Here is a 346-nt window from a genome sequence, read left to right on the forward strand (position 1 = left end):
GGCTGTGCGACGAATGCCCGAACCTGATCGGCTTCAAGGATGGCACCGGCGACATCGGGCTGGTGCGCCAGGTCACCGCCAAGATGGGCGACCGGCTGATGTATCTCGGCGGCATGCCGACGGCGGAACTGTTTGCCGAGGCCTATCTCGGTGCCGGCTTCACCACCTATTCCTCGGCCGTCTTCAACTTCGTGCCGGGCCTTGCCAATGAGTTCTATGCCGCCCTTCGCGCCGGCGAGCGCGCCACCTGCGAGCGCATCCTCAACGACTTCTTCTATCCGTTCATGGCCATCCGCAACCGCGCCAAGGGCTATGCGGTGTCGGCGATCAAGGCCGGCGTGCGGCT

Annotated in this window: 1 protein-coding gene; it reads left to right on the top strand. The window is 65.0% G+C overall.

The features are described 5' to 3' along the window. Window positions 1–346 (top strand): dihydrodipicolinate synthase family protein (locus tag IB279_RS36820; protein ID WP_192341284.1); only part of this gene is annotated, 346 nt, incomplete at both ends.

The sequence above is a fragment of the Ensifer sp. ENS06 genome, from assembly GCF_014852205.1.
GTDB lineage: Bacteria > Pseudomonadota > Alphaproteobacteria > Rhizobiales > Rhizobiaceae > Ensifer > Ensifer adhaerens.